Genomic DNA, 18,206 nt, shown 5'->3' on the forward strand with positions numbered 1-18,206 from the left:
GTGGGGCGACGTACGGCGGAACTGTGGTGCGCGGTGTCGGTCACGCGGACTCCTCGGAAGAGACGGGAGCGGCTTGATCGGCCCACGGTTCCCAGTACGCCGCGCCCAGTCAACGCGGGGGGCCGAAACAGTTACCGAACGGCAGGACGGTTCACGCGCTTCCGACGAGTGCCCCGGACACGTGAGCCGTCTTCGTCCTCGCATCACGTTCGAAACACCCCCATGGCCTGGCAGCGGTCAGGAAGGCGCGAACAGCGAGGGGGAGACCGGCGATCGGCCTCCCCCCATGTGTCGCAGGATGTGCTGATGTGCTCAGTGCAGGCGCAGCGCCTCGCGGATCGTGGTGAACAGGTCGGTCTGGTCGGTGACACCGAGGACGCGGTAGGCCTGCGGGCCCTGCGCGGCGATACGGACCTGGGTGCCGGTGTGCTCCTGGGACTGGCCCGGGGTGTTGGTGGAGTAGTTGACCTTGAGCTGCTGACCCTCGTCGGTGACGAGCGTGGAGGACAGGCCGGGCGGGGTGGCTTCCAGCGGGACGATCTGGCTGCTGTGACCGTGGTCGGCCGTGGTGACGACGAGGGTGTCGGGGTGCTTGGCCGCGTAGTCACGGGCCACCTTGACCGCGCGGTCGAAGGCGGCGGTCTCGCCGATCTGGCCGCAGGGGTCGGCGGCGTGGTCCTGCTTGTCGATCGAGGCGCCCTCGATCTGCAGGAAGAAGCCCTGCTTGGAGCGCTTCTGCTTGGCCTCGAGGAGCTGGATCGCCTTGGTGGCGGAGTCGGCCAGGGTCGGGGTCGTCGACGGGCGGGCGGGGTTGGAGGTCACACACCGCTGCGGGGCGGTGCCACCGACCGCGGCGCCCTTGCCGGTCCACTCGGTGGGCACGTTGCCCGAGGAGAACAGGCCGAGCACCCGCTGTCCCGCCTTGACCTTCTTCATGCCCTTGTCGTCGGTGACGACCTCGTAACCGAGCTGACGGGCCTGCTCGGTGACGGTCTGGCCCTTGTAGCGACCGGCGGTGACCTTCTGGTCGAAGCGCTGCTTGCCGCCGCCGAAGAGGACGTCGACCTTGTGGTTGACGGACTGCTCGGCGATCGAGCCGGGGCCACCGGCCGCGATCGTGTCGGTGGGGCAGTTGGCCATGTCGGCCGGGCCCTGGCAGGAGCGGTCCGTGACATGGGAGGCGAGGACCGCCGGGGTGGCGTCGGTGAGTTCGGCGGTGGTGACACTGCCGGTGGCGTAGCCGTTCTTCTGGGCGAGTTCCAGCAGGGTGGGAACGGCCTTGTCGGTGCCGGGGGTCTTGGAGATACGGCCGTTGACCGTCTTGACGCCCGTGGCCCAACCGGTGCCGCTGGCGGCGGAGTCGGTGACGTAGTCCGGCGTACCGTCGGCGTGGACGGAATACGTGGTGTAGGCGCCGGTCAGCGGGAACTTGTCCATGTTCAGACGGCCGCTCGCGCCGACCGTGTAGTCACGGGCGAGGGTGATCTCCGAGTCGCCCATACCGTCGCCGATGAGCAGGATGACGTTCTTCGCCTTCCCGTTCTGGATCGCGCCCTTCGCGTGGTCCTTGCCGTCGGAGGCACCGGCGGTGGTGGTGACCGCCGCAGCGGCCGTGGTGACGGCCACCAGCGCGGTGGCGATCGTGAGGTGACGGCGGGTGGATCTGTGCATGGAAGTGACTCCTTGAAGCGTCCGACGACGAATGCGGGGACCAACGGAAGCCACATCACCATGGGCTCGCAAAGCAGAGGTGAATGACTGATTGAGTCGGCGTATCCAGGACATGACACACCAGGCCGAACGCCAGGTCCGATTCACGCCAGCGTCCGGCGGTGGTGGCTGTGATGCTCGACGGCATGAAGCGATGCGAAGGAAACGTAGCCGTGATCACGGGTGGAAGCAGGGGGATCGGCGCGGCCGTGGCCCTCCGACTGGCGGAGGAAGGCGCCGACATCGTCATCACCTATGAGAGCAGCGCGGAGCGCGCCGCCGACATGGTGGAACAGATCAAGGCCAGGGGGCGCCGAGCACTGGCCGTCCAGGCCGACAGCGCGGTACCCGAGGCACTGACCGCGGCGGTCGACGAGGCCGCGGCGACGTTCGGCCGACTGGACATCCTGGTCAACAACGCGGCTGTGTTCCTCGTCAGCCCTCTGGACGACCTGAGCCCGTCGGACATCGACCGCACCCTGGCGGTGAACGTCCGGGCCCCGTTGGTGGCATCCCAGGCTGCGGCACGACACATGGGCCGGGGCGGTCGCATCATCAGCATCGGCAGCAATGTCGCCGACCGCGCGCCGTTCCCTGGGCTGGCGCTGTACTCGATGAGCAAGACGGCTCTCGTCGGGATGACCAAGGGCCTGGCCCGAGAGCTCGGCCCACGCGGCATCACGGTCAACCTGGTGCACCCGGGCCCCACCGACACGGACGCCAACCCCGCCGACGGCCCGAACGCCGAGACGATCGCCGGCCTCACCGCACTGGGCCGCTACGCGGAATCCACCGAGATAGCGGCCACGATCGCCCACTTGGCAAGCGAGGACGGCAGATACATCACCGGAGCCTCGCTCCACGTCGACGGAGGCTTCACCGTCTGACCCGTGAGAAGAACCTGCGGGCGGTAGCCCTCAAGTGACCTACGCGGTCATGACCCGCGCCTGGATACTGCCCATCATGCTCGTACTGATCGGCAGCGCCCACCAGTTGCACCCGGCCGACATCTGACGCGACCCGGCCGGAGCGGCAGCGGTGAGAGCGGCCGACGACGGCAACGAGACGGTGCCCACGGTCGTCGTGGCGGGCCGCCCCCACACCACCCCCGACGCCGCATGGGTGGCAGTGGCGGGGGTGGTGGCGGTGGCGGCGTGTGCGGCGGTCGTCACGGTGGCCGCGAGGACCGCCGTACACGCCAGGAATGCCTGGATTCGTCGGGAAGTGGACATGTCTGCACTCTAGGAACGCTGGGCACGTCGACACACTCCGGGAAGTCCCTGAAACCGGGTGGGGTCGACCCTGATCTTCGGCTACGGGACAGCCCTGAGAGCGACCCCTCGTCCCGCGAAGAACCGGGGCAGCGCCTGCCATGGCACCTCGGCGAAGCGCTGGGAAACACCGGGCAGGCCCGACGGGTTGTGGATCCGGAGGTGATCGGGCGAGCAGCCGACAGCGAGGACCAGGTGCCCACCGCGGCTCGGCGGCGTGGTGCGCGGCTCGCGGATCGACGGATGCACCGAAAGCATGACCAGCTTGCCGTCTCTGAGGAGATCCGGAATCTCCTCAGGCGCCAGCCTCCCGTGCACCTCGGCCTCGATGTCCCACCTCTTCGCCACGTGTTCGGCGAACGGCGCGTAGATGAGCCCCTCCACGCCATCACCGTTCGCACGGCGTACGTAAGCGCCGGCGTCCAGGAACTCCCGGGCCAACGTGACAAGGCCCGGCGACTCGAGGCCCCAGTGCTCCAGGGCCATCCGCAGACAAGCCATGCCACAGATCCGCCAGGACCAGAAGGCGTAGTCCGCGGCGGACTCCGCCCCTGACCGCCGCCAGAGGCGGTCGTCCTCGGCCTTCACACGGCCGGACAGCAGATCGGGGACGAGTGCGGCGGACTCCCATTGCGAGGAGTACGGCACATCGTGACTGACGGAGATGGCTTCCATGGTTCCTGTTCTGTAGGTCGACTTCGGTGCTAGCGGGCCTGATCGGTGGGTGCCAGGCCGGAGTCCCAGGCCCAGGCCGCGATGCCCACCCGGTTGCGGACCGCCAACTTGCGTTGCAGTCCGGCCATATGGGATTTGACGGTGGCGAGTGAGATGAACAGTTCCTCGGCGATGTCCATGTTGGACAGTCCCCCGGCCACCAGGGTCGCGACCTCCCTCTCGCGTGGGGTCAGTGGCTCGGTGGGTGGTCTCCTCTCCCGGGGGACCGGTGGGACGAGTCGGCGCAGCATGCGCGCGGTGATCTGGGGGCTGATGAGGGCGTCGCCGGACATCGCCGCGCGCACCGCTTCGACCAACAGCGTCGGCCCGGAGCGTTTCAGCAGGAACCCCGAGGCTCCGGCGCGGAGGGCGGTGTGGACGTAGGTGTCGAGGTCGAAGGTGGTGACCACGACGACCCTGACGGGCGGGTCGGTGCCGAAGTCGGCGAGTCGCCGGGTCAGTTCCAGGCCGTCGAGACCCGGCATCCGTATGTCCGCGAGGAGCACGTCGGGGCGGAGCCGCAGGGCGGCGTCCAGTGCGGTGACACCGTCCGCCGCCTCGCCGATCACGGTCATGTCCGGTTGGGCGTCCAAGACGAGGCGGAACCCGGCACGGATGGTCTCCTGGTCGTCCGCCAGCAGGATCCGGATGGGGCCACGGCCACTCATACGACGCTCTTCTCGGGCAGGGGGAGCGTGGCCCTGACCTGCCAGCCCGCGCTCCCGTGCGGCCCCGCGGTCAGCACGCCGCCGAGAGCCTCGACACGGTCGGTGAGCCCCGCCAGCCCGAGACCGCCCTGTGCGCGCTCCGGACGCGGGAAGATTCGCCCACCGGCCTCGGCCGAGTCGGTGACCGTCAGACGCAGAGCCGTACCGCCGCCGTACGGGACCCGCTCGGCGGCGATACGGACGGCGACGGCGGCGGGGGCGTGGCGCCGTACGTTGGTGAGGGACTCCATCACCACGCGGTAGCCCGTCGCGCTGACCTCCGCGGGCAGCTCCTGCAATGTTCCCTCGGGCACGTCGAGATGGGCCGACGTCGTGCCGGTGCGGGTGAACCTGGCCGTCAGGGCGGGCAGTTCGGACAGGTCACGTCGACGGTCGCGGGAGGGCACGACGTGCTCCGTACGGGGTGGTCCCCCCGGCGGCTGGGCGGTGACGTCGCCCGAACCCGACGCTTCCCCTTCACCGTTGAGTGTCCAGACCGTACGGTCCATCGCGGCCATCGCGTGCATACCCGCCTCCTCTATCCGCGGCAGCAGCGCCAACGCCCGATCCGGCTCTTCGCGCGCCAGCAGCCGAGCCGCCTGGACGAGGACCACCACGCCCATGACGTCGTGTGACGCGAAGTCGTGCAGATCGCGGGCCACTTCGAGCCGCTGCTCGCGAGCCTGGTCCGCGAGTGCCCTGCGTCGTTGGGCGTCCTGGCCGCGCAGATACCCGCCCAGCGCCGCCGCACCCGCGGCCAACAGGGCCCAGAACAGGCACAGTACGCCGGTCTCCGCCGGTGCCGAGGGTGGCGTCATGTGCGGGCCGAGCCGCAGGGGCAGCACCGCGATCGCCGCGCCGTGCACCAGGACGCAGGCGACCGCCCCGGCCCGCCTCTTCATCCGGCGCACCATGGGCCCCAGAAGAGCGAGCAGCGCGCATGTCTCCACGGCCCACCACCAGCCCGTGGCATTGACGACCGGCCCCTGATAGCAGGCCGTCAACGCCAGCGAGGCAACGGCGGCGAGCCCCGGCATCCGCCGTACCGCGGAAGGCAGCGGCAGGCGGACCGCCGTCGCCACTGCCGCACCGGCCGTCAGCAGACCCACCGCGACGATCGCGACACCCGCGCCGGACACGGTCGCCCACCCGGCGGCGATCAGTCCCAGGAACAGCAGCCCACCGAGGACGCGCAGGACGGGCAGGATGCGCGGGACGGGCAGGTGTCGATCGATCACGGGCAACGACCCTACGGGACGCGGTAGTTCGCTCGCGTGGCGGTCCGCGTCCGGCGTCGGGATCAGTCCCGCTCGGTCCACCACGGCCGGGTTCCGGACATGTCGCGCAGTGCGTTGGTCGCGCAGTGGACCTCACCGCCGACCGTGCCGCGGTGGTGAGAGTAGTCCCAGTCCTCCACCCAGGAGATCCGGGTGCCCGTGCCGCTCAGGGCCTTCTCGGTCACCCGCTCGAAGACGTCCTGGCCGTCGCTCTTCGGGGCGTGCTGGCGCGGCGCCAGGTAGACCCCGGTACCGGTACTCACACCGTTGGCCGCGCCGGGAAGGTAGTTGGCGACCACGTTCCGGCGCGGATACCCGGCGGGCAGGTCAAGTCGGTTGAAGAGGGCGGGTACACGGACGACGTAGCGCTCTGTCAGCCCCGCCTCCTCGCGCAGGGTGCGCAGCGCGGAGTCGATGCCCTTGCGGGCGATCTCCGTGCCCTCGGTGAGCGAGGGCTTCCGCAACGCGTCGGCGACCGTGAGACCGGGATCCTCGGTGTCCTCCGGCGCGATCCCGCGCACCAGCGGCTCTCCGCCCCGGCCGTCCGCCGCGAGATCTTCCAGCAGTGACCGCCCCAGGTCGGGGTCGGCCACCACGGCCACCCAACCGCGGTCGTTCCGAGCCGGGACGAAGGACAGGAACTCGTCGAGGTGACCCACCCCCAGCCAACTGGTGTCCACCGCTGTCGGCCGCTGGTAGCCCTGCGCGGCGAGCATCCGCGTGAAGGTGGCGTCCGGTGACTCCTTGCCTCCCGTACCTCCGTAGAGGACCCGGCCCACCGGATAGTGGTGGCCCTGCCAGGTGTACGGCGGGAGGGTGCCGAAGTTCCCGGTCGAGCTGAACGAGCCGTAGTACTGGCTGTCATCGCTGCCGACGCGCCCGGGATCGTACTGCTGGATCACCCCCGTACCGGGACCGCGCAACAGCGGGAACGCGCTCCGTGAGGCGTCCCTGAGCGGGAAGTCGGCGGTGGCCGTGCCGGGCATCACGTCCGCGGACCGCACGATGACGGTGACCCGGTGTTCCCGGCCGCCCGGCGCGGGGATGGACGCGTAGGCGGTCTTGAACAGGTCCTGCATCCACACGTCGCCGCCCGTGGGGTAGTTGTACAACGGGGCGGTCAGCCCGGCCTGGTCGAGACCACGGCGCAGATCGCGACGGAACTCGGCTTCCCCCGGCTCCACGGGCTCGGGCTGCACGGCGGGATCGTAGGGCTTGCCGCGCTCCACTTCGGCGGGTTCGGTGCCGTGATCGGCCGTCATCATGTGCTGCATCGGCATCAGGTCGTGCTGGAACACCAGCGGCGCGACCCGTAGGCGTACTCGGTCCTGCGTCGTGGTGCCGCCGCGGTTCACCGTGAGCACGATGTCGGTGAAGCCCGCCCACTTCCGGGGGTCGCGTACGAAGTCCTTCGCCTCCACGCCCAGTTGGATACCGTGACGCAGTTCGTCGGCGGTCAGCCGGTCACCGGGTCTCAGCTCGACCATGCGGCCCTCGCGCTCGGCGAAGATGCGGACGTACTTCCGGGAGGCCGGGTCGGCTGCGACGGTGGCTGTGGTGTCAGTCGTCGTGTGCGGGGCTGCGCTGATACGCAGCGGCGCGAGGTCGGCAAGGTCGGCGGGGCCGTTGACGACGTTGTCCGAAGCGTCGTCGCAGTCCGCCAGACGCTGGTCGGGCAACCGTACGCCGTCGGGGCCCGCCGTAGGGCAACTCCGCTGGTCATCATCCATGTTGGGCAGCATCAGCGCACCGCGGTCGCGGGTCCAGGTGTCCTTGCCTGCGTCGTCGTCCGCGGTGATCCGGCCGTCCCGATTCGTATCCGCTCGGATCACCGGTCCGGGAGGTGCCGCGTACGCCGGTTGCGCCGGGAGCGTTCCGGCCGCGACGGTGAGGAGAGCGGTTCCCAGCGCACTCACGCTGGCAGGCATCAAGCGGCGCTTGGCAGCAAGGGGGCCGGAGCCCGAAGTGACAAGCGGTGTCTCGTCGTTCATGCTCCAAGCCTCGGCCAGGATCCGCGAAGGGGGCATCCGTCCGATGGCTGGTTCCCGCGCGGGGGAGGGGCAGTCACCTCATCCTTTCGGCTGACCGGCCACCCAGCCGCCTGTCATCTACGGCCTATCGCCTACCACCTACGGCTTATCGCCTACCTCCTATCGCACCGCCTCCTGGCTCCCGTTGAGGACGGGCGGTTGTCCCGCAGATCGCTGGCGGCGAGGGGAAAGCAGGAATTAGTCTCGGGCCACAAGGTCGCAACCGTCGATGACGACCATGCGAGGAGAGACGTGGAACCGCAAACGTTAGAGGACCAGGTCAGCCCCGAAGTGCTGGACCGCGTCCAGTCCAGCTTCGACCGGCAAGGACTCATGCGTCATCTGGGCGCCCGTATCACGCATATCGCTCCCGGCCGTGTGCACATCACGCTGCCCCGAGCGAAGGAAGTCTCCCAGCAGCACGGTTACATTCACGCGGGCGCCACCAGCGCCATCGCCGACAGTGCGGGCGGCTATGCGGCGTTCACGCTCTTCCCCGAGAACTCCACGGTGCTCACGGTGGAATACAAGATCAACCTCCTGGCCCCGGCCGGGGGTGACCACATCGAGGCGGTGGGTACCGTCCTCAAGTCCGGTCGCACATTGACGGTGTGTCAGCTCCAGGTCTTCAGTCACACAGAGGACGAGAAGAAGCTCATCGCCACCGGGCAGCAGACACTCATCTGCCTTGAATCACGGCCGGATCAGTGAGGACCTGACCCCGTCCGCCCCCGCATTCGGGAGTCGGCCGACCGGACGTGAAGGCAGGTCCGGTCGGCCACCGTGCTCAGTCCTCGTAGCCGTCGAGGTCGGTGAGGCGGATCTTGGACACCGTGTACGTACCCTGGCCCGCTGCCACGAGCTTGCCGCTGTCGCTGTAGACGTCGCTGCGCGTGACATAGATGGTCCTGCCCGCCGTCACCACCTCGCTGGTGGCCAGGATGCCCTCGTGCCGCACCGGCCGGATCAGGTTGATGTGGTAGTCGACCGTGAGGACGCTGTAGGTCTCCTCCATCGAGTTGGCCGCCATGAATCCGGCGGTGTCCGCGACCTCGAACAGCATCGCCGCGTGCAGGAAGTCGGCGTTCTGCGTCAGATCGCCGTGGAAGGGGATGGCGACCCGCGCCACCCCCGCCTTCTCGATCTCGATGGTCTTGTTCAGGAACTGGGAGATCCTGCACTTCATACAGCAGCGGGTGAGCTTCTCGAAGTGAGTCGACGCGGAACCCAAGACGGTCTCCTTCTCTCCTGCCGAACGTTCTGAGCGCGGTGTCACGGTTGTTCGTGGCTATGCGCGCGACACGACGAGACTGGCATTGATCCCGCCGAAACCGAAGGCGTTGATCAGACAACGACGCAGCTCGGTCTTCCGCGCCTCACCGGCGATATCGACGCCGGTGAACGCGGCATCGCTCTGTTCGTACTTCAGCGTCGGTGACACGGTCTGGTGGCGAAGTGCCATCAGCGCGGCGGCGAGGTTCATCGGGCCGTTCGCGGCGAACATGTATCCCGTGTGTCCCTTGATGGACGTGACGACCGGCCGACGACCAGCGCCTGTCAACAGCTCGCGCACGGCGGCGAGTTCGGCCGCGTCTCCCCGGACCATGCCGGACGCCTGCGCGTACACGCAGTCGACGGCGTCCGCGGCCACGCCCGCGTCGGCGAGTGCGCCGTCCATGCACCGGACGACATGGGGAGTCGAGATGCCGGTGAGGTCGTCGCATCCGCTGTTCGTGGCATAGCCGACCAGTTCGCCGTACACCTCCGCACCGCGCGCCTCGGCATGCGCGCCGTCTTCCAGTACGAAGACGGCCGCCCCCTCACCGACGACCATCCCGTCCCGGCGACGGTCGAACGGGCGCGGCGTACTGGCCGGATCCTCGTCGCGGCTCAGAGCCATCATGGCCTGGAAGCCGGAGTAGGTGATCGGAGTCGTCACGGCCTCCGCTCCGCCCGCCAGCGCCCAGGTGCGGTCACCGGACCGGATCGCGCGCATCGCCTCACCCACCGCCTGGCAGCCACTCGCGCAGGCACCGGCGATCGTCACCTGCTCGTCCGCGATCCCGTGGCGCAATGCGATCGCGCTCGCCGCCATGTTGGGGATGAGCGAGGGGATGAGGAACGGACTGGTCTTGCGCACCCCTTGGCGCTCCTGCTTGAGGACACCGGCCTCGATGCTGGGCAGCCCTCCCATGGCCACGCCCAGGTAGACGGCTCCCCCTGACGGGAGACCCGGCCCCACCCGCGGGGCGCTCCCGCCGCTGTACGCCTCTCCGACCGGCCCGTCGCACGGCTCTCCGGTCAGTCCGCTGTCCTCGACCGCCCGCTCCGCGGCGAAGAGCGCGTACCGCACGAACGCGCTCATCCGCTTGAACTCGAACGCGTACGGACCCGGCGAGAGTGTCACCTCGGCGTCGTCGACCTCACCCGCGAGACGGCTGTGGAAGCGGGCCGGGTCGAAACGGGTCACCGGGGCGATTCCCGAGCGGCCGTCGAGGAGGCCCTGCCACAGGTCGTCGACCGTCGAGCCGAGCGAGCAGACCACTCCCGCACCGGTGACCACCACACGTCTGCGCCGCACCGAAGGACCGTGTCAGGCCTGCGGCCCGGACACGTCCTGGGCCTCTCGTATGTAGCTCTCGAGGTCCTGCATCGTCTCGAGCTTCTCCATGACGGATTCGTCGAAGTCCACGGAGAAGCAGTCCTCCAGGTAGAGGAGCAACTCGATCATCTTGAGCGAGCTCATCCCTTCGATAGAGGTGCCGAGGTTCGACTGCGGGGTCAGATACGAGACGTCGCGCTCCACGAACTCACCGATGTGCCCGACGATCCGGGCGAAGAGTTCCTGGTCCTGCGTCGCATCCTGCTTCTCGCCCTGCTGCTCTTCCTGCTTCTCATCCTGCATCGCGGGTTCCCCTTCGGAGGTCATGCTCGTCGGCTCACTGGTGCGGCGGCCCGTGGTGCGGAGCCGTCGGTCGCGCGGTCGGTGGTACCCGCCGAGGAGGCTGCGGATGCCGCCCCAATGGCCCCGTCCTCGATCAGCTTCCGGCACAGATGGCGCTGGATCTTGCCACTGGTCGTCCGGGGCAGTTGCGCCCGGGGCACCCAGTGGTAGGTGACACCGCTGATCCCGAACGCCTCGTCCAGCGCGCGGCTCACCTGGCCGGTGACCTCCTGCCGGTCACGGCCCTCGGCGAGCCGCTCGTCGAGCAGGAGATGGAGCTGCTCCGTGTGCAGCGTCGCGTCACGGACGCCGACCGCGACGACCGCCGGAGTGCGCGGGCTCCGGGTCACGCTCTCCACGAACCGCTCCACCTGGTCGGGAACGTAGTTGCGGCCCGCGATGATCACGATGTCCTTGCTGCGGCCGGTGACGTACAGCTCGCCGTCGACCAGATAGCCGAGGTCGCCCGTGCCCAGATGACCGTCCGGTCCCTTGAACGGTTCCTCGCCCGTGCCATCCGTGCCATCCGCGCCGTCCGCCCCGGTAGCCGGGGTGTCGTCGGGCTCAGGAAGATACCCGTCGATCACGCTGGGCCCCGCGACCTCGATCTCACCGATCACACGATCGGGCAGTGGCTTCCCGTCCGGGCCCACCACCCGCACCGTATGACCGGGCACGACCGGGCCCACGCACATCATGGCCGTCGTGCGCGGGTCACCGGACGGGCGGGGCTCGGCGTATCCCTTCGCCGCGGCGGCCTCGGCGTCGACCCGGTCGACCGCGTACGGCCGTGTGACATCGGAGATGGTGACCGCGAGCGTGGCCTCCGCGAGCCCGTACACGGGCCTGAGCGTCGTCTCGGGCAGCCCGAACGGGCCGAACGCCGCCTGGAATTCGCTCAGGGTGCCCTCGTGTACGGGTTCCGCCCCGCACAGCGCGACACGCCACGTCGACAGGTCGAGATCCTTGGGCGGCCGACGTCGTGCGACGCGCGCGCAGATGTGGAACGCGGAGCTGGGCGCGGGCGACAGAGTGCCTCGGAAGCGGCTCATCCAATGCAGCCAGGACATCGGATTGCGCAGGAAGTTGACGGGATCGGAGAGCACCATCGGGATGCGCGCCTGCAGCGCGTACGAGATCCCGATGAGCCCCATGTCGTGGAAGAGCGGGAGCCAGCTCACCAGTGTGTCGTCGGCCGTGCCCCGGATCGCTTCGGCGATCGCCCGCACGTTGGCGACGATGTTGCCGTGCCGGATCATGGCCAGCTTCGGCACACCGGTCGAGCCGGAGGTGGCCTGGAGATGGGCGAGCGACGTCGGTGTCGCGCGGGGCGCGTCCAGCGGTACGGGTGTGCCGCGCAGGGCGTCCGGCGTGGTCACCGGCACCGGCAGCGAGGGGGTGAGGACGGCCGCCAGTTCCGGAGTGGTGATGACCCGCCTGGCCTGTGCGTGTGCCACGAGCCGGCCCAGGTGTGCGGAGTAGCGGGACGTGTCGCCGGTGGTGGGCTCCGCCGCGACGATCGGCACGACCCCGGCGTAGAGACAGCCGAGGTAGACCGAGAGGAAGTCCCGCGACGTGGGCAGGACGACGACCACGCGCTCGGCCGCGTCGATCCCCTGCGCCGCGAGCCCGGAGACGCTCTGCGCGATCAGATGGCACACATCGGCGTAACTGAGCGAGAAGGTGTCCTCGGAACGTTCGATGACATGGAACGCCGACCGGTCCGGGGTGCGGGCCGCGCTGTCGAGGAGCGCGTCGATGACGGTCGTCGCCGGGTGAGAGCCGGTCATCGGGCGTATCCCTTCACGAACTCGACGTCCGAGCGCTTGGACGACCGTCCCAGCCAGGTGCGCAGGTCGCCGTACCGCGCGTCGAAGTCGGCCTTGAGCAGGTCCTCCTTCAAGGTGCCGGACGAGGTGTAGTACGGCTTCTCCAACTCCGCCAGGAATCGGATGTGTTGCTCCATACCGGCCCGCCCGCACTCGACGCTGCGCTGGTACGCCTTCAGCCGAGCCCGTCGTTGCGGTCGCCGCTCGATCTCGAACGCCCGCTTGAAGAAGATCCCGTAACTGTCCAGGATGCCCTGCTGCAGTTCACTGGGGCGCATGTGGCGGGGGAAGATGCCGACGAACGAGTAGTGCTGGTACGTCGGCACCTCCATGATGATCCGGTGGTCCTCGATGTCCTGGCGCGCCCCGTACAGCAGGTCCTGGAACGGGTACTCCGCCAGGCATACGAAGACGGGGTGCATGATGCGCGCCTCTGCGCACCAGTACGCGGTGGACTCGATCGCCTGACGGTCCTGGACGTCCAGCCCGAAGATGATCGCGGAGTGGATCGCGATGTCGTTCTCCGCGAAGCGCACCAGGCGCCGGGTCTGTTCCGAGGGGTCCACACGCTTGTTGAAGGCCTGGAGGACGCTCGGATCCTCCGACTCCACCCCGAGGCAGTACTCCTCGAAACCTGACCGCTTGAGGTCGAGGACCAGGTCCATGTCGTCGGCGTGGTTGATCCGACTCATGGCGATGAACTTGTAGTCGCGGTCGCGGAACGTCTCGGCGATCTCGCGGCAATAGCTCTTGCGGGTCGTGAAGTTCAGGTCCGTGACATAGAACCGGCTGCAACCGGTCTGCTCGTGGATGGCGTCGAGTTCGCTGCGTACGTCCTGCGCCGTCTTGGTACGGAAGCGGCGTCCGAGCAGCCGGATCGCGTAGCAGAACGAGCAGTTGAACGGGCAGCCGCGCGACATGGAGACCGTCGCCCAGTGCAACTTCGGTGCGCGCGTGAGGAATTGCGGATTGATCGCGTTGGCGAAGCCTCCGTACCGGGTGACCTTGTTCAGTGTCAGCTCGCCGTCGGCGCCGATGTAGGCCAGGTTGTCCACGTCGGTGACGGGCTGCCCGGCCTCCAGCGCCGTGATGAGCTGGACGGTCGGGATCTCTCCCTCGGCGGTCACCGCGTAGTCCGCGTAGCGCAACGCCTCGTAGGGCGCGAACGCCGCGTGCGGCCCGCCCATGACCACCACGCAGTCGGGCCGCTTGTGGCGCTGGATCAGCTCCAGCGTCTCGATGTTGGACCAGAAGTGGGTCGCGAGCGCCGAGATCAGGATGTAGTCGTAGTCGGCGAGAGGGAAGTCCTCGGGCTTCTCGCCCCAGAACATCTGACACATCTCGACCCGGGCCTGCGGGAACTCCTGCTGGACGAACGAGGCGACGTAGTAGATGCCGTCGTTGTAGGTGGTGGCCAGCGTCGACGCGTCGGGATACGCCTCGTGGAACCCCAATTGCACACAGAGGATGTTGAGGCCCGTCATGACGCGGAGCCCGACGACGTGATCTCCTGCGCGGCGTGCCGGCGCGCGAACTCCTTGCGCACCTTGTCCTTCATCTCCTGCTTGAGCTTGGCGGCGATGCGGTCGGGGTCGTTGACCCGTCGCTGCGCCCAGGCCAACAGGTCCCGCGCTTCGCTGCGGTTCATCTTCGGGTGCTTCCACACCAGGTTGTACAGGTCGTGCTTGCTCAGATCCGGCTCGTCGACCAGATGCTCCATCTGCCGGTACAGCCGGGTGCGGTGGAACGGGGTCAACAGAGTCAACTGACAGGCGAACAGCCCCTCTTGACTGAGCTGCTCGATGTCGAACTGCATGTCCTCGATGCTGTCCTCGGCGAACCCGACCATGAAGGTGCCCAGCGCCCGGCGCCCGTTGTCGATCAACTCACGTACCGTCTGCCGGACGTTGTAGACGTCGTCGCGCTTCTTCACATCGGCGATGTTCTTGTCGCGGTACGACTCGATGCCGACGATTGCGCCGTCCATGTAGCGGTCGGTGAGTTCCGGGATGCGCCCCCGGATCAGATCGGCGCGGGTCAGACAGATCCAGGGCAACTCGCGCTCCGCCAGGGCGTCGACCACCTGTTCCGCGAGCGAGTTGGTGAGGAAGAAGCTCTCGTCGTAGATGATGACGTGAGCCACCTTCGCGTCCCGGTACGCGTCGAGCGCCGCGTAGGTGTCCTCCATGAAGATGGCCTCTTCTTTGGGATTGAAGAGCGGCGTCGAGCAGAACGTGCACCCGATGTTGCAACCGCGCTTCGAGTACAGGTATCCGACGGGAGAGCTGATTCCCCTGAATCCGCTCTGCCCCATCATCGCGGGGTGCCGGACCCGGGGCAGCGGCCGGTCGTAGACGTACTGATGGATCGGCGCCTCGCCCGCCCCTTTCACCAGCCTGGTGAAGTACTGGTCGATATCAGGCGTGAGAACGCCGTAGTTACCGCCCCAGATCTCGGGTACTTCCGCCTCGCGCGCGGCCTTGGCCATCTCGATCGCGACCGGCGTGGACCAGGTGTAGAAGCTGATCCCGACCATGTCCCACGGCTCGGAATGCAGGGCGTCGAGATACTCCTGCCACGTCGGGTATTCGAGGATCTCGACGTCCGGCACATTGTGCTTGATGAAGCGGAGACCGGTCGGCGGACACGTCACGGAGAGCCGGTCCTCGATATCCACGGCACAGGTCCAGGCCATATAGGTATCGGTACGGTCGTACCAGTTCCCGCCTACTCCGTTGGGCTCGATCAACGCCTCTTTGGGGGCGGTTGTCAGGAGCACTCTCTTCATGTACGTCCCCTCGCTTGGAATTCGTGGTCCCGCGAACAAGCCGTGATCGACAGCACGCCAAAAGGTGGTGCGCATTGTCGGTTGAATAGCCAGGAAAGAACTGGAGGTGCTCCAAGCCCGTGACCCTATGAGCGGCTGATCTTAGGTGTCAACCCGTTCAGTGGTCCTGAGATGTGACGGCAGCCGTATTCAGGCCACCCGTATACCGATACCGCGATCGCTTCCGGCTGTGCGGGCGGCGGTGCGCGCACGCGGTGGAACGGGAACGGAAAGGAAAGCGCGACGTCAGCGGGGCGGGAAGAGACGATCTTGCCTGCGCTGTTTCGATCTTGACTGCTTCGTGGAATCGGAAACGCAGACGGAAAAGCGTTCCTGGGTGTTCCCGGGCGTTCTCGAGGCGTCGATGGGGCGTCGATGGGGCGTTGATGGGGTGGTGACGGGGTGCCGATGGGATGGTGATGGAGCGTAGATGGTGTCGGTGGGATGTACCAGGAAGCCGAAACTTGATCGTTATGCCGGAACCGTCCAGCCCGGCACCCAGGTACCGGTGGCGTCGTGGTCGGCCGTGGTGGCGGCGAGGTGGGCGCGGAGGGCGGCCAGTGCCGGGTGGGGGTTGTCGCGGTGCCAGAGGAGCGAGTGCGGGTAGACGGGCGTCGGGTCGGTCACCGGGATACGGCGCAGGCCATGGCCGGCGGGCCAGACGAGACGGGTCGACTCGCCCATGAAGGTGGCCAGGGCCGGGGTGTCGGCGACGGTGTCCAGGAGCGCGTCGGAGCCGAAGTTGGGGCCGGTCGCCTCGATGGTGAGGCCGAACTCGGCGACGAGATCGTCGTAGTAGGCGCCCCATTCCGTGCCGGGGACGATGCCCGGCATCCAGATCCGGTGCCCGACGAGCTGGGCGAGGGGCAGCGACCGGGCGCCCGCCAGCGCGTGGGCCGGGCCGGTGAGGAGCTGGAGCCGCTCGTCGAGCACCCGGACGGACTCGATGTCCTCGGGAAGGGGACGGCCGGGCATGGCGACGGCACGGAAGGAGGCGTCGATCGTGCCGGACCGGATGGCGGCGACAGCCGCCTCGATGTCGAACAGCATGACCACGTCGAGGTCGATCTCGGGATGCGCACGGTGGAAGTCGCGCAGCAGGCCCGACTGCGCGCCACGCGAAGAGATCACGTCGACGCGCAGCGGACGGCGGCCGGGGCGCACGGACGCGACCGCGCGCTCCGCCACGCGCAGCAGCTCGCGCGCGTGGGGCAGGAACGCCTGTCCGTCGATGGTGAGCCCGGAGCCGCGCGCGGTGCGCGTGAACAGCCGCACGCCGAGGGTGCGCTCCAGCGCCGCGATGCGCTTGGAGACGGCCTGCTGCGTGACCGCCAGCTCGGCGGCGGCCTCCTGGAACTGCCCCGCGTCGGCGGCGACGACGAAGGTCCGGACGGTGTCGAGATCCATACCGACACCCTAGGGACACAACCAGTAGTTGTGGCAGGCGGCCCTGTGCTTGTTTGATCCCTGCACACGACACTCGCTTCTATGTCATCGAACGCGGATCGGTTGTACAGGTGAGCGGGCGAGTGGCGAGTGGCGAGCGGCGAGGGGCGGCGGGCATGAGGAGCGGGCACCGGCTGGGGCATCTGCTCGGCCACCGGCTGGGGTGGCGGTTCGGGTGGCTCTGGGCGGCGTACGGGACCAGCGCGCTCGGCACATGGCTCGCCTTCGGCGCGTTCCCGCTGATCGCCGTCCAGGTGCTGCACGCCGGACCGACCGAGGTCGCCGCGCTCTCCGCCGTGGGCACCGCGGTGGGCGCGGCCGTGGCGGTGCCTCTCGGCCCCTGGGTGGAGTTCCGCCGAAAGCGGCCCGTACTGATCACGATGGACCTGCTGCGGTGCGCGGCGCTGCTGACGATCCCCACCGCGTACGCGCTCGGCGTCCTCACCTTCCTTCAACTCCTGCTGGTCTCGGTCGCCGTCGCGTCGGCCGACATCACCTTCCGTGCCGCCTCCGGCGCGTATCTGAAGACGCTGCTGCCCGCCGAGGACCTGCTCGTCGCCAACGCCCGCTTCGAGTCCACGTCCTGGACGACCACCATCATCGGTCCACCGCTGGGCGGCGCGGCCATCGGGCTCCTCGGCCCGGTGGCGACCGTGCTGGCCGACGCGGTCAGCTACCTGCTCTCGGCCCTGGGCATCCGCGCGACCCGTGGCCACGAGCCGCGGCCCGAGCGCCGCGAGACCACACGCATGCGGGCCGGGGACCTGCTCGACGGCTGGCGGTACATCCTCGCCGACCGGGCGTTGCGTCCGCTGTTCTTCAACACCGCCCTCTTCAACGGCCTGGTGATGGCCACCTCGCCGCTGATGGCCGTCCTGATGCTCGGTCAACTCGGCTTCTCACCCTGGCAGTACGGCCTCGCGTTCGCCGCGCCCTCGATCGGTGGACTGCTCGGCTCCCGACTGGCCCGACCGCTCGTCACCCGGTACGGCCGGCATCAAGTCCTGGTCGCGAGCGGGGCGTTGCGAGCGCTGTGGTCCATCGGCCTGGCCTTCCTGGGGCCGGGCACGGGAGGCCTGCTGCTCGTGATCGGCGTCGAACTCGGGCTCATCTTCTGCTGCGGCGTCTTCAACCCCGTCTACACCACCTACCGCCTCGAACGCACCGCGACCGACCGGGTCACCCGCACCCTGACCGCCTGGGCGGTGACGACCAAGGGCTCGGCCGCGCTCCTGACGGCTCTCTGGGGTGTACTGGGCAGTCTGCTCGGCCCGCGAACGGCCATCGGCCTGGCGGGTGTGCTCCTCCTGGCGACCCCGCTGCTGCTTCCCCGCCGCGTGGCAGCGACCGGATCCGAGCCGGAGTCGAAGACGGGGCCGGAGCCTGAGCCGGAATCGCAGTCGTCACCGAGCCGCACCTGAAGGGCTGCCACGGTCGTCACCGCGCTCGGT

At 68.7% G+C, this 18,206-nt stretch carries 16 protein-coding genes; 3 read left to right on the top strand and 13 right to left on the bottom strand.

The features are described 5' to 3' along the window. Positions 1–312 precede the first annotated feature (312 nt). Positions 313–1,671, bottom strand: a complete 1,359-nt coding sequence (locus NGF19_RS23385; RefSeq protein ID WP_252427206.1) for an alkaline phosphatase — start codon at positions 1,669–1,671, stop codon at positions 313–315. A gap of 185 nt (positions 1,672–1,856) precedes the next feature. Between NGF19_RS23385 and NGF19_RS23390 the strand changes: the two genes are divergently transcribed. After that, positions 1,857–2,597, top strand: a complete 741-nt coding sequence (locus NGF19_RS23390; RefSeq protein WP_252427208.1) for a 3-oxoacyl-ACP reductase family protein — start codon at positions 1,857–1,859, stop codon at positions 2,595–2,597. 39 nt (positions 2,598–2,636) lie between these two features. Here the strand turns inward: NGF19_RS23390 and NGF19_RS23395 are convergent, their stop codons facing one another. From NGF19_RS23395 to NGF19_RS23415, 5 genes are all read right to left on the bottom strand, one after another. Further along, positions 2,637–2,942 carry a hypothetical protein gene (locus NGF19_RS23395; protein ID WP_252427302.1) on the bottom strand — a complete coding sequence of 102 codons (306 nt, stop codon included), beginning with the start codon at positions 2,940–2,942 and terminating at the stop codon, positions 2,637–2,639. Between the two features lie 81 nt (positions 2,943–3,023). Further along, complete coding sequence (locus tag NGF19_RS23400) at positions 3,024–3,656, bottom strand: C39 family peptidase (protein WP_252427210.1); 633 nt, start codon at positions 3,654–3,656, stop codon at positions 3,024–3,026. A gap of 29 nt (positions 3,657–3,685) precedes the next feature. Further along, positions 3,686–4,363: a response regulator gene (locus NGF19_RS23405; protein ID WP_252427211.1), complete on the bottom strand. Its 678-nt coding sequence runs from the start codon at positions 4,361–4,363 to the stop codon at positions 3,686–3,688. Continuing rightward, entirely contained in the window at positions 4,360–5,640 is a 1,281-nt protein-coding gene (locus tag NGF19_RS23410; RefSeq protein WP_252427213.1) for a sensor histidine kinase, read from the bottom strand. The genes NGF19_RS23405 and NGF19_RS23410 overlap by 4 nt, the downstream gene beginning before the upstream one ends. 62 nt (positions 5,641–5,702) lie before the next feature. Then, positions 5,703–7,595: a protein-arginine deiminase family protein gene (locus tag NGF19_RS23415; protein ID WP_252427215.1), complete on the bottom strand. Its 1,893-nt coding sequence runs from the start codon at positions 7,593–7,595 to the stop codon at positions 5,703–5,705. A 366-nt stretch (positions 7,596–7,961) separates the two neighbouring features. Between NGF19_RS23415 and NGF19_RS23420 the strand changes: the two genes are divergently transcribed. Beyond that, positions 7,962–8,420: a PaaI family thioesterase gene (locus tag NGF19_RS23420; protein WP_252427217.1), complete on the top strand. Its 459-nt coding sequence runs from the start codon at positions 7,962–7,964 to the stop codon at positions 8,418–8,420. A gap of 76 nt (positions 8,421–8,496) precedes the next feature. Here NGF19_RS23420 and NGF19_RS23425 read toward each other — a convergent pair whose 3' ends face one another. From NGF19_RS23425 to NGF19_RS23455, 7 genes are all read right to left on the bottom strand, one after another. Further along, on the bottom strand, positions 8,497–8,940 hold the full coding sequence (locus tag NGF19_RS23425) for a PaaI family thioesterase (RefSeq protein WP_252427219.1): 444 nt from the start codon (positions 8,938–8,940) through the stop codon (positions 8,497–8,499). Positions 8,941–8,997: 57 nt separating this feature from the next. Continuing rightward, positions 8,998–10,290 carry a beta-ketoacyl-[acyl-carrier-protein] synthase family protein gene (locus tag NGF19_RS31020; RefSeq protein WP_252427221.1) on the bottom strand — a complete coding sequence of 431 codons (1,293 nt, stop codon included), beginning with the start codon at positions 10,288–10,290 and terminating at the stop codon, positions 8,998–9,000. Between the two features lie 12 nt (positions 10,291–10,302). Continuing rightward, positions 10,303–10,614, bottom strand: coding sequence for an acyl carrier protein (locus tag NGF19_RS23435; protein ID WP_252427223.1), 312 nt, complete (start codon positions 10,612–10,614; stop codon positions 10,303–10,305). 20 nt (positions 10,615–10,634) lie between these two features. Then, positions 10,635–12,443, bottom strand: coding sequence for an AMP-binding protein (locus tag NGF19_RS23440; RefSeq protein WP_252427225.1), 1,809 nt, complete (start codon positions 12,441–12,443; stop codon positions 10,635–10,637). Next, the gene (locus NGF19_RS23445) at positions 12,440–13,966 is read right to left on the bottom strand and encodes a B12-binding domain-containing radical SAM protein (protein ID WP_252427227.1); all 1,527 of its coding nucleotides are present in this window, start codon (positions 13,964–13,966) and stop codon (positions 12,440–12,442) included. The genes NGF19_RS23440 and NGF19_RS23445 overlap by 4 nt, the downstream gene beginning before the upstream one ends. Further along, entirely contained in the window at positions 13,963–15,270 is a 1,308-nt protein-coding gene (locus NGF19_RS23450) for a B12-binding domain-containing radical SAM protein (protein ID WP_252427229.1), read from the bottom strand. Before NGF19_RS23450 ends, NGF19_RS23445 begins: the two co-directional genes overlap by 4 nt. A 510-nt stretch (positions 15,271–15,780) precedes the next feature. Next, on the bottom strand, positions 15,781–16,716 hold the full coding sequence (locus NGF19_RS23455; protein WP_252427231.1) for a LysR family transcriptional regulator: 936 nt from the start codon (positions 16,714–16,716) through the stop codon (positions 15,781–15,783). A gap of 155 nt (positions 16,717–16,871) precedes the next feature. Here NGF19_RS23455 and NGF19_RS23460 point away from each other — a divergent pair, with 155 nt between their 5' ends. Further along, positions 16,872–18,176: an MFS transporter gene (locus NGF19_RS23460; protein ID WP_252427232.1), complete on the top strand. Its 1,305-nt coding sequence runs from the start codon at positions 16,872–16,874 to the stop codon at positions 18,174–18,176. Positions 18,177–18,206: the final 30 nt, after the last annotated feature.

The organism is Streptomyces macrolidinus (assembly GCF_023887685.1).
In the GTDB taxonomy this organism is placed as follows: Bacteria; Actinomycetota; Actinomycetes; order Streptomycetales; family Streptomycetaceae; genus Streptomyces; species Streptomyces macrolidinus.

Excerpts from the sequence above, each read along its gene's own strand:
- NGF19_RS23450 (WP_252427229.1), bottom strand. The coding sequence starts at position 15,270 with ATGAAGAGAGTGCTCCTGACAACCGCCCCCAAAGAGGCGTTGATCGAG.
- NGF19_RS23445 (WP_252427227.1), bottom strand. The coding sequence starts at position 13,966 with ATGACGGGCCTCAACATCCTCTGTGTGCAATTGGGGTTCCACGAGGCG.
- NGF19_RS23455 (WP_252427231.1), bottom strand. The coding sequence starts at position 16,716 with ATGGATCTCGACACCGTCCGGACCTTCGTCGTCGCCGCCGACGCGGGG.
- NGF19_RS23395 (WP_252427302.1), bottom strand. The coding sequence starts at position 2,942 with ATGTCCACTTCCCGACGAATCCAGGCATTCCTGGCGTGTACGGCGGTC.
- NGF19_RS23435 (WP_252427223.1), bottom strand. The coding sequence starts at position 10,614 with ATGCAGGATGAGAAGCAGGAAGAGCAGCAGGGCGAGAAGCAGGATGCG.
- NGF19_RS23390 (WP_252427208.1), top strand. The coding sequence starts at position 1,857 with ATGAAGCGATGCGAAGGAAACGTAGCCGTGATCACGGGTGGAAGCAGG.
- NGF19_RS23460 (WP_252427232.1), top strand. The coding sequence starts at position 16,872 with ATGAGGAGCGGGCACCGGCTGGGGCATCTGCTCGGCCACCGGCTGGGG.
- NGF19_RS23400 (WP_252427210.1), bottom strand. The coding sequence starts at position 3,656 with ATGGAAGCCATCTCCGTCAGTCACGATGTGCCGTACTCCTCGCAATGG.
- NGF19_RS23405 (WP_252427211.1), bottom strand. The coding sequence starts at position 4,363 with ATGAGTGGCCGTGGCCCCATCCGGATCCTGCTGGCGGACGACCAGGAG.
- NGF19_RS23440 (WP_252427225.1), bottom strand. The coding sequence starts at position 12,443 with ATGACCGGCTCTCACCCGGCGACGACCGTCATCGACGCGCTCCTCGAC.
- NGF19_RS23385 (WP_252427206.1), bottom strand. The coding sequence starts at position 1,671 with ATGCACAGATCCACCCGCCGTCACCTCACGATCGCCACCGCGCTGGTG.